This is a genomic window from Vibrio sp. Vb1554, from assembly GCF_033344235.1.
Genome location: NZ_JAWPOJ010000008.1, coordinates 180,714 through 190,328, shown reverse-complemented (window position 1 = coordinate 190,328; position 9,615 = coordinate 180,714). Strand labels below are relative to the sequence as shown.

General features: G+C 44.1%; 7 protein-coding genes, 1 rRNA gene and 1 other annotated feature. Of the genes, 4 read left to right on the top strand and 4 right to left on the bottom strand.

All coding sequences use genetic code 11. The features are described from left to right. The 4 genes from R8N28_RS09510 to rluD form a co-directional block, all read right to left on the bottom strand. A 16S ribosomal RNA gene (locus R8N28_RS09510) occupies positions 1-75 on the bottom strand; the annotation flags it as partial. A 522-nt stretch (positions 76-597) separates the two neighbouring features. Continuing rightward, positions 598-3,171: an ATP-dependent chaperone ClpB gene (gene clpB, locus R8N28_RS09505; protein WP_005381873.1), complete on the bottom strand. Its 2,574-nt coding sequence runs from the start codon at positions 3,169-3,171 to the stop codon at positions 598-600. A gap of 144 nt (positions 3,172-3,315) precedes the next feature. After that, on the bottom strand, positions 3,316-4,044 hold the full coding sequence (gene pgeF, locus R8N28_RS09500; RefSeq protein WP_005381874.1) for a peptidoglycan editing factor PgeF: 729 nt from the start codon (positions 4,042-4,044) through the stop codon (positions 3,316-3,318). Position 4,045: 1 nt separating this feature from the next. Beyond that, the gene (rluD, locus tag R8N28_RS09495) at positions 4,046-5,023 is read right to left on the bottom strand and encodes a 23S rRNA pseudouridine(1911/1915/1917) synthase RluD (protein WP_005381875.1); all 978 of its coding nucleotides are present in this window, start codon (positions 5,021-5,023) and stop codon (positions 4,046-4,048) included. A gap of 136 nt (positions 5,024-5,159) precedes the next feature. Here rluD and bamD point away from each other — a divergent pair, with 136 nt between their 5' ends. The 4 genes from bamD (at position 5,160) to pheA (ending at position 9,591) form a co-directional block, all read left to right on the top strand. Beyond that, complete coding sequence (gene bamD, locus R8N28_RS09490; protein WP_005381876.1) at positions 5,160-5,888, top strand: outer membrane protein assembly factor BamD; 729 nt, start codon at positions 5,160-5,162, stop codon at positions 5,886-5,888. A 148-nt stretch (positions 5,889-6,036) separates the two neighbouring features. Next, a complete protein-coding gene (locus tag R8N28_RS09485) occupies positions 6,037-7,518 on the top strand; it encodes a lytic transglycosylase F (RefSeq protein ID WP_311764764.1) in 1,482 nt (493 codons plus the stop codon). 325 nt (positions 7,519-7,843) lie between these two features. Then, entirely contained in the window at positions 7,844-8,170 is a 327-nt protein-coding gene (hpf, locus tag R8N28_RS09480) for a ribosome hibernation-promoting factor, HPF/YfiA family (protein ID WP_005381889.1), read from the top strand. Between the two features lie 108 nt (positions 8,171-8,278). Then, positions 8,279-8,400, top strand: a sequence feature (Phe leader region). A gap of 12 nt (positions 8,401-8,412) precedes the next feature. After that, entirely contained in the window at positions 8,413-9,591 is a 1,179-nt protein-coding gene (pheA, locus tag R8N28_RS09475; RefSeq protein WP_017636154.1) for a prephenate dehydratase, read from the top strand. The last annotated feature ends 24 nt before the right edge of the window (positions 9,592-9,615 follow it).

Here is a 9,615-nt window from a genome sequence, read left to right as displayed (position 1 = left end):
TCGTTTCCGCTCGACTTGCATGTGTTAGGCCTGCCGCCAGCGTTCAATCTGAGCCATGATCAAACTCTTCAATTTAAGATTTTGTTCGGCTCAATGAATACTGAACATTACATAAAGTAATGTTTGAATTGACTGTGCTGAATCTTTCGATTCAATGGTCACTTCGTTTCATTGAAACCTAATTTGATACCGCTTTCCGTTAAGAAAGAAATATCTAATTGGATTATCATCAACGAGTGCCCACACAGATTGATAGGTCTATATTTTTAAAGAGCACACTTCGAAGTTCTCTTCAAAGTGGACGGCTATTTTAGCTAGATAACTTATCGTGTCAAACACTTTTTTAAGTTATTTATCTGCGAGTTAATTTTAACTCACTAACCGTAGTTGTTTAGGTTCCGCTTCACTTGCTTTCCCGTGACAACGGAGGCGCATTATAGGGAGTTCATTAAAGAACACAAGTGCATTTTTTAAAAAAACTCACCTTTTTAGTTTATTCGTATAGAAAACAGACAAAAGACTCTAAAAAACTATAGAAAAGGGGCCAAACGGCCCCTTTAGTGTGATTTTTATCTCAATTTTACTGTATCCATACAATTATTGATGAGCACAAATTTGGTCATTAGTAACAATTAGCTGCACTGTCTTGTCTGGAACGATTTCACCAGAAAGAATTGATTTGGCTAACGGGTTCTCGACATTCTGCTGAATTGCACGTTTTAAAGGACGCGCACCATACACAGGATCGAAACCAACTTGAGCGATCAAGTCGAGCGCTTTGTCGGAAACTTCTAGTTGATAGCCTTTCTCCTCTAGTCGTTTCGCCAAACGTTCCAATTGAATAGAAGCAATGGACTTAATGTGCTCTTGACCAAGTGGATGGAACACCACGATTTCGTCAACACGGTTCAAGAACTCTGGGCGGAAGTGTTTGCTAACCACATCCATCACTTCACTCTTGATACCTTGATAGTCTAATGTTGCGAAATTCTCTTGGATACGAGATGAACCCAAGTTAGATGTCATGATCACAACCGTATTACGGAAGTCAACAGTACGACCTTGACCATCCGTTAAACGCCCATCATCGAGAACTTGCAGCAGAATGTTAAATACATCCGGATGCGCTTTCTCTACTTCGTCTAACAAAATTACCGAATACGGCTTGCGACGAACCGCTTCAGTTAAGTAACCACCCTCTTCATATCCGACATAGCCTGGAGGAGCACCAACCAACCTTGCCACTGAGTGTTTCTCCATGAACTCAGACATATCGATACGGACCATCGCATCTTCACTGTCGAACATAAAGCTCGCAAGTGTCTTACAAAGCTCTGTTTTACCCACACCAGTTGGACCTAAGAATAAGAAGGAGCCAATTGGTCGGTTTGGATCAGAAAGCCCAGCTCGACTACGACGAATGGCATTCGATACAACAGAGACCGCTTCGCTTTGCCCTACCACACGATTATGCAGCACGTCTTCCATACGAAGTAGTTTCTCTTTTTCCGCTTCTAGCATCTTGGATACCGGAATGCCGGTTTGCTTAGAAAGTACTTCTGCAATCTCGTTGTCGGTTACTTTATTACGCAATAGCGTCATTTCCTGCATTTCAGCTTGGGTTGCAAGATCTAACTGCTTCTCAAGTTCAGGAATACGACCATATTGAAGCTCCGACATACGGTTTAGATCGCCAGCACGGCGAGCAAACTCCATGTCCATACGAGCTTGTTCAAGCTCAGACTTAATATGTTGAGTGCCAGAAAGAGCTGCTTTTTCTGTATTCCAAACCTCTTCTAGTTCAGCGTACTCACGTTCTTTTTCATTGAGTTCTTCATTAAGCGCTTTCAAACGCTTTTCACTCGCTTCATCGTGCTCGTTACTTAGTGCTTGTTGCTCAATTTTGAGTTGGATGATTTTACGCTCAAGCTTATCCAAGGACTCTGGCTTAGAGTCAATTTGTAAACGAATGCTTGAAGCCGCTTCGTCAATCAAGTCAATCGCTTTATCCGGCAACTGACGGTCGGAGACATAGCGATGTGACAAACTCGCCGCAGCAACAATCGCTGGGTCGGTAATTTCGACGTGATGATGAAGCTCATAACGCTCCTTCAAGCCACGTAAAATCGCCACGGTATCCTCAACGGTCGGCTCATCCACCAGCACTTTTTGGAAACGACGTTCTAATGCTGCATCTTTTTCGATGTACTGACGATATTCATCCAATGTTGTTGCGCCAACACAGTGCAGCTCACCACGAGCTAATGCCGGTTTTAGCATGTTGCCCGCATCCATTGAGCCTTCACCTTTACCAGCACCGACCATAGTGTGTAGTTCATCAATGAAGAGGATGACGTTGCCTTCTTCTTTAGCAAGTTCATTCAATACTGATTTTAAACGCTCTTCAAATTCCCCACGGTATTTCGCGCCAGCAACCAGTGCGCCCATATCCAGTGATAGCACACGGCGACCACGCAGACCTTCAGGTACTTCATTGTTAACTATGCGCTGCGCTAAGCCTTCAACAATTGCTGTCTTACCTACGCCTGGTTCACCGATAATCACAGGGTTGTTTTTAGTACGACGCTGCAATACCTGGATAGTACGACGGATTTCATCATCACGGCCGATAACCGGATCCAATTTACCTTGCTCTGCACGTTCGGTAAGGTCTATGGTGAACTTTTCCAATGCTTGACGAAGCTCTTCTGCATTCGGATCATTGACCTTTTGACCACCTCTGATCTTTTCGATTGCCTGGCTGACTTTTTGCTCTGTTAAGCCGATCTCTTTGAGCAATTGCCCCAATGGTCCGCGATCTTCTAAAGCGGCAAGCAGGAAGACTTCAGACGAGATATAGGAGTCTTGACGCTTTTGCGCCACTTTGTCACACAGGTTAAACAATGTGCCCATCGAGCTAGAGAGCTGAACATCCCCACCGATGCCACTGACTTTTGGTAATCGATCTAACATTTCACTCAATTTAGAGCGTAAATGCGTTACGTCCACATCCAGCATAGTAAGCAATGGACGAATTGGACTGCCATTTTGATCAAGCAAAGCCACCATGAGGTGAACTGGCTCGATATATTGATGATCGCGCCCTAACGCTAGTGATTGAGCATCAGAGATAGCGATTTGAAACTTACTTGTGAATCGATCAAGACGCATATCTACCTTCCTAACCTCAACTAAAGGAAATTCTTTTGACAGTTAGAAAGATGGATACTCAGGAGGGGAATTTCAAGGGAGTGAATGAATAAAGATAGCTTTGCAAAAATAGTAGTATGCATCTTAGCACTTTGGTGCTTATAGCTAGTCTTCGATCCAAATAAAGGTTGCTTGTCGACCAGTCTTACCATCACGGCGATAAGAGTAAAAAGAGGCTTTATCTTGGTAAGTACAAAGTCCAGAATCAAACACTTGTGTCACACCAGCTCGGTTTAAACGTTGCGTTGCCAGCACCGACATGTCAGCAAACCATTTACCGTCGATATCGCGTGGAGCAAATGCTTGATTCGCCTGTGAATCAAAATCAACAAAAGCTTGCAGAACATCTTCACCCACTTCGAAGGCTTGAGGGCCAATGGCGGGGCCAAGCCACGCTATCACTTCACCAGAAAACAACGCTAACGCATTTTCGACAATGCCATTTGCTAAGCCGCGCCAACCTGCGTGAACAGCGGCTACTTGCGTACCTTGTGTATTAGTCAATAATACAGGTAAACAGTCGGCGGTCATCGCTGAACATACAACATGGCTTGAAGAAGTAAATACACCATCCGCATCAAGCACCTGTGTTGTTGGTTCATTTGCTTGAGCCACAACGGTTGAATGCGTTTGGTTTAACCAGATTGGCGCATTTGGCATGCTTGCCTGTTGCGCCAACCAAGCTCGGTTCTTCTCTACTAAAGACAAATCATCCCCAACGTGAGTACCTAAATTTAGCCCTTGGTAAGGGCCTGTCGAAAATCCGCCTATGCGTGTTGAGGCGAAAGCTTTGACATTTTTAGGCGCTGGCCAATTCGGAATGATCGTCTTCATATTAGAATTCTTCCGGTAAGCCGTGCTCTTCTGTATCTTGACGAAGCGCTTCAGTCATCACAACCATGTCATCAGGCACTGGAGCATGAAACTCAAGAACTTCGCCCGTAATTGGGTGCTCAAAGCGCAGCATTACTGCGTGCAATGCTTGGCGATCGAAGCCCCGGATCATTGCCGTTAGCTCTTCAGACGCACCTGTCGGGATGCGAGCACGTCCACCATATGCAATATCACCGAGCAACGGATGCTGAAGGTAAGACATGTGCACACGAATCTGGTGCGTACGACCCGTTTCTAGACGCAAGCGAATACGCGTGTGTTCGCGGAAGCGTTCAGCAACACGGTAGTGCGTTACTGCTGGTTTGCCCATTGGTGCTACCGCCATAAGCGTGCGCTTAGTAGAGTGACGACCAATCGGTTGATCCACTTTACCGCCCGCAGTCATACGACCAATAGCGATCGCTTCGTACTCACGAGTAATATTACGTTTTTGCAGTGCGCGAACCAGACGAGTTTGTGCAGGAACGGTTTTCGCCACCACCATCAAACCCGTGGTGTCTTTATCCAAACGGTGCACGATACCTGCACGAGGTACTTCTGCAATATCAGGGTAATGATGCAACAACGCATTAAGTACAGTGCCATCAGGCGTACCAGCGCCCGGATGAACCACAAAGTCACGAGGTTTGTTGATAACGATAATATCTTCATCTTCATAGACGATATCTAGCGGGATATCTTGCGCTTCCCAACGTTCTTCATCTTCTAACTCGGCTTGCAATGTAATTTCCTCGCCACCCATTACTTTGGTACGAGGTTTAGTGACAACTTCACCATCAACTTGAACTTTCCCATCAAGCAGCCACTCTTTTAGGCGCGAGCGAGAGAAGTCCGCGAATAATTCGGCGATAGCTTGGTCTAAACGTTGACCTAACTGGCTATCTTTTACGGTATTTGTTAATACAATCTGCTGAGCCATATCGAACTTTTTTAAAAACTGTGAGACTAATGCTCACGACTGTGAAAAAATAGACTATTACGTCATTGTATCTGTTACTGGAAAAAAAGTAACGGCAGCTTAAGAAATATTTAGATTCAAGGAACAGACTCCTGATATGAAACGTCAGACTTTAACAGGCCTTTTAGCGGTATCCCTTCTGTTTGGATGTGCAAGCAAAGAAGAAATCGTTCCTGATGTGCCGCCTTCGGAACTGTATGCAGACGCACAGATTTCTCTTCAAAGTGGTAATTGGCTTTCTGCAATTGAGAAACTGGAAGCATTAGACTCACGTTACCCATTCGGTGCCTACTCAGAACAGGTGCAGCTTGACCTAATCTATGCGTACTACAAAAACGACGACCTTGCTTTGGGCTTGGCAACCATTTCTCGCTTTATGCGTTTAAACCCAACCCATGAAAAGATGGACTGGGTGCTGTACATGCGAGGTCTAAGCCACATGGCGCAAGATCGTAACTTTATGCATGATTTATTCAGCGTAGATCGAAGCGATCGCGATCCTGAACCGGTAAAAAAAGCGTTTGATGACTTCAAAAAACTACTTCAACGCTACCCGAATAGCCCATATGCAGAAGATTCACAAAAACGTATGGTCGCGCTGAAAAACCGTCTAGCGAACTATGATTTAGCGACTGCTGACTTCTACCTTCGCCGTGAAGCTTGGGTCGCTGCTATTAATCGCAGCCAAGAGCTACAAAAAGCGTATCCAGACACAGAAGCTGCACGTAAGTCACTGACTATCCAGTTAGAGGCCTACAAGCAACTTGGTTTGGAAGACGCCGTAGCAAGAACTGAAAAGCTTATCGAGCTCAACCCTGTGAAGTAATTGAACTTGCTTTAAACTGAACCGCCACCGTTTTTACCGTGGCGGTTTTTTATTACTCTCAATAGTGTATTCAGCCCTTTCTTGATGATCTTCCTAGCTCCACATATGCTTAAAGTTCTCCTCCCCCCTTTATAAAAAGGATGTGAACGTGACGATATCTAAGCTTTGCGCAGTTATGCTGCTCCTATTGTCTGCTTCCGTTTGCGCACTGCAAATCTCGCCGCTCAAACAGCCTCCTTATACCGGAGACCTCGATGTCATCAAGGAGAAGAATGTACTGCGCGTCTTAGTTTCTGCTGATTTAGGCTTTTACTACATTGAGGGCGGCACACCAAAAGGCATAGGCGCGGAATTGCTGGCGCATTTCGAAAAAGACCTTCGTAAACTCAAACCAAAGCTTAACGTACAAATTATTCCTGTTGCCCGCGACCAGCTACTGCCAGCCTTAGAAAACGGTTCAGGTGACTTAGTTGTCGCCAACCTGACTATTACCGACACGCGCAAACAGAAAGTGGAGTTCAGTTCACCCATTCTCACTGACATTCAAGAGTGGGTAGTGACAAACAAAAGTACACCAACGATGACGAAAATCGAACAACTGAGCGGCAAAGAGATTTGGGTGCGCGCCAGCTCTAGCTACTTTGAAAGCATTCAGACACTAAATAAGAAACTAAACAAAAAAGGCTTACCGCCTGTTATCGTGCACTTTATTGAAGAAACACTTCAAGATTATGAGCTGGTCGGAATGCTCAACAATGGTTACGTCAAAGCCATTGTTCTCGATAGCCATAAAGCCAAGCTTTGGCTGAAAGTGATGGATGATATTCGGGTTCACAAAAAAATCCCTATCCGCAAAAATGGCAAAATTGCTTGGGCAATGCGAGAAAATAGTCCCAAATTAAAAGCCGTCGTGAATAAGTTCATCCAGAAGTCTCGCTCTGGGACACTACTCGGTAACGTTATTTACAGTAAATACATCGATAACACGGGATGGTTGAACAGAGCTCTTAACCCTAAGAAAATTGCTCAACTAGAAAAACTCGCAGCGCTATTTTCACGCTATGGTGAGAAATACGATATCGACTATTTACTGATCGCTGCAATCGCTTACAAGGAATCAGGATTTAATAACGACCTAGTTGGAAGCCGAGGTGCCGTTGGCATAATGCAAGTCCTACCCAGCACCGCTCAAGATCCGAATATCAATATCAAAAATGTTCGACAATTAGAAAACAACATTCATGCTGGAGTGAAATACTTAGCTTTTTTGCGTAAGCAGTACTTCAGTGATCCTGATATTACTGCACAAAATAAACTCTACTTTACATTGGCGGCTTACAATGCGGGCCCCGGCAATGTAGAGCGTATTCGTAAGCGTGCAGCCCAACAAGGTTACGATCCTAATGTTTGGTTTAATAACGTGGAAGTCGTTATGCGGAAAAGTTTAAGCTCAACGGTTGGGTACGTCACAAGCATTAATCGCTACTACATAATATACAAACAACTAGAAAGCTTGGACCAAGTCAAAAGTCTAGAAAGGGTTTCACTAGCCCCAAAAGACCCCATTTTCATGATACCGCTACGAAAAGTCAGCCAAATGCCAGACAGTAAAAAGCCGCTTGTACAGTAAGCGGCTTTTTAAATGGATTCATTGGAAAGACTCAGTGATCGTCATCACACCTTACGTGTAGTTAAATTTTAACCACCTCAAATATTAGGCCGTAAAACTTCCCTAAAAACGAGGCCGTTTTCAGCTGAGTACTCTACCCAATCTACGGATTTACTAACCGATAACAAGCAATTTCACGATAAATCTCAGAAGTTCTTGAGTGAGATCACATTCATTTTTCATCATAAAAAACCCGAGCAAAATAATGATCTGAATCACATTTTTTTATGCTTAAAGCGGTAATCTGAACTCAACCCATGAGGGATGCAACAGAGGAAAAACACTTATGACAATGAATATCACTGGCAAAAACATCGAAATCACCTCTGCAATCCGAGCTCATATTGAGAGCAAATTTAAAAAACTGGAGAAATGGCAAGTAGACCTAATTGGTTGCCAAGCAACTTTCAGTGAGGAACCAAACAAACAGAAGAAATTCGAAGCGGTTATCAAAGTTCCTAAAGGCCAGCTCATTGCCTCAGCAACTCACGAAGATCTTTACGCAGCTATCAACGAAGTGGAGCAAAAACTAGAACGACAATTGAACAAGCTGACCCACAAACCTGAAGCTCGACGTGCAAGTAAGCCTGAGCTAGTGGAAGAAGAAGAGTAAACTGAACAGATTGAGGAAATAGCGCCGAAAGGCGCTATTTTTTTGCTTGACGCTCTCCCCAGCCTTGCTTATTGTGTTTAAACACTCATAAATTAAGCACTATTTATGCATTTAACCTCACTGTTTATTTTTGACTTCTTTTTCCTCCCATAGTTGGAGGGGCGAACTCGTTTGTGAAAGAAAAGTCAAAAACAAACAGAAAGCCTCCCAAATCGGGAGGCTTTTTTATAAGGAAAGAATTGATGACTGACCAACCTATTTCCCTCGAAGAAATTCGTTTACGCTTGAATGAGTTGGATGACCAACTTCTCAGCTTATTGTCTGAGCGCCGTAAACTCAGCATTGAAGTAGCCAAAAGCAAAGTACAAACCTCAAAGCCTGTTCGCGACGCCGTCCGTGAACAGCAATTATTGGTCAAGCTGATTTCTAATGGCCAAGATAAATACGAACTTGACGCGCAGTACATCACCAAACTTTTCCATACCATCATTGAAGACTCAGTTCTGCTTCAACAAAGTTATCTGCAAAATCTCGTTAACCCACAGCAAAGCCGTAAGCCACTTGCTCGCGTCGCTTTTTTAGGAGCCAAAGGCTCTTATTCGCACTTGGCAAGTCGCGAATACTTCAGTCGTAAAAATACGGAGCTTATCGAGCTCAACTGCGAGCACTTTAAAGAAGTGACTCAAACGGTTGAATCTGGCCATGCTGATTATGGCGTTCTGCCAATCGAAAACACCAGCTCAGGCTCTATTAATGAAGTGTATGACTTACTACAACACACGACGCTTTACATCGTTGGAGAGCTAACTCAACCAATCGAACACTGCTTGGTTGCGAAAAAAGACATTCGTCTGGAAGATATTAAAACGCTGTATTCTCACCCTCAGCCACACCAACAGTGCAGTGAGTTTTTAAGCCGTATGAAAGGGGTAAAGCTGGAATCCTGCGCGAGCACAGCAGATGCAATGCAGAAAGTCCAAGAGATGGATCGTGATGATGTGGCTGCAATTGGTAATGCATCAAGCGGTAAGCTATATGGCTTGCAAGCAATTCAAGGCAACATCGCAAACCAAACCGAAAACCATACTCGCTTTATCGTGGTTGCTCGTAAACCGGTTGAAGTTTCTACTCAGATTCCAGCAAAAACCACATTGATCATGTCGACCTCCCAAGAGGCAGGCTCATTGGTTGAAACACTATTAGTGCTGCAACGTTACGGCATCAATATGACCAAGCTGGAATCACGCCCAATTATGGGGAACCCGTGGGAAGAGATGTTCTACGTAGACTTGACATCACATCTTGCTTCGACAGAAATGCAACAGGCACTTGAAGAGCTAACAAAAATCACTAAGCACTTGAAAGTATTAGGCTGTTACCCGAGTGAGAACGTAAAGCCTACGCAAGTAAAATTGAGTTAATAGACACCAGTGAGTAAAAAGATC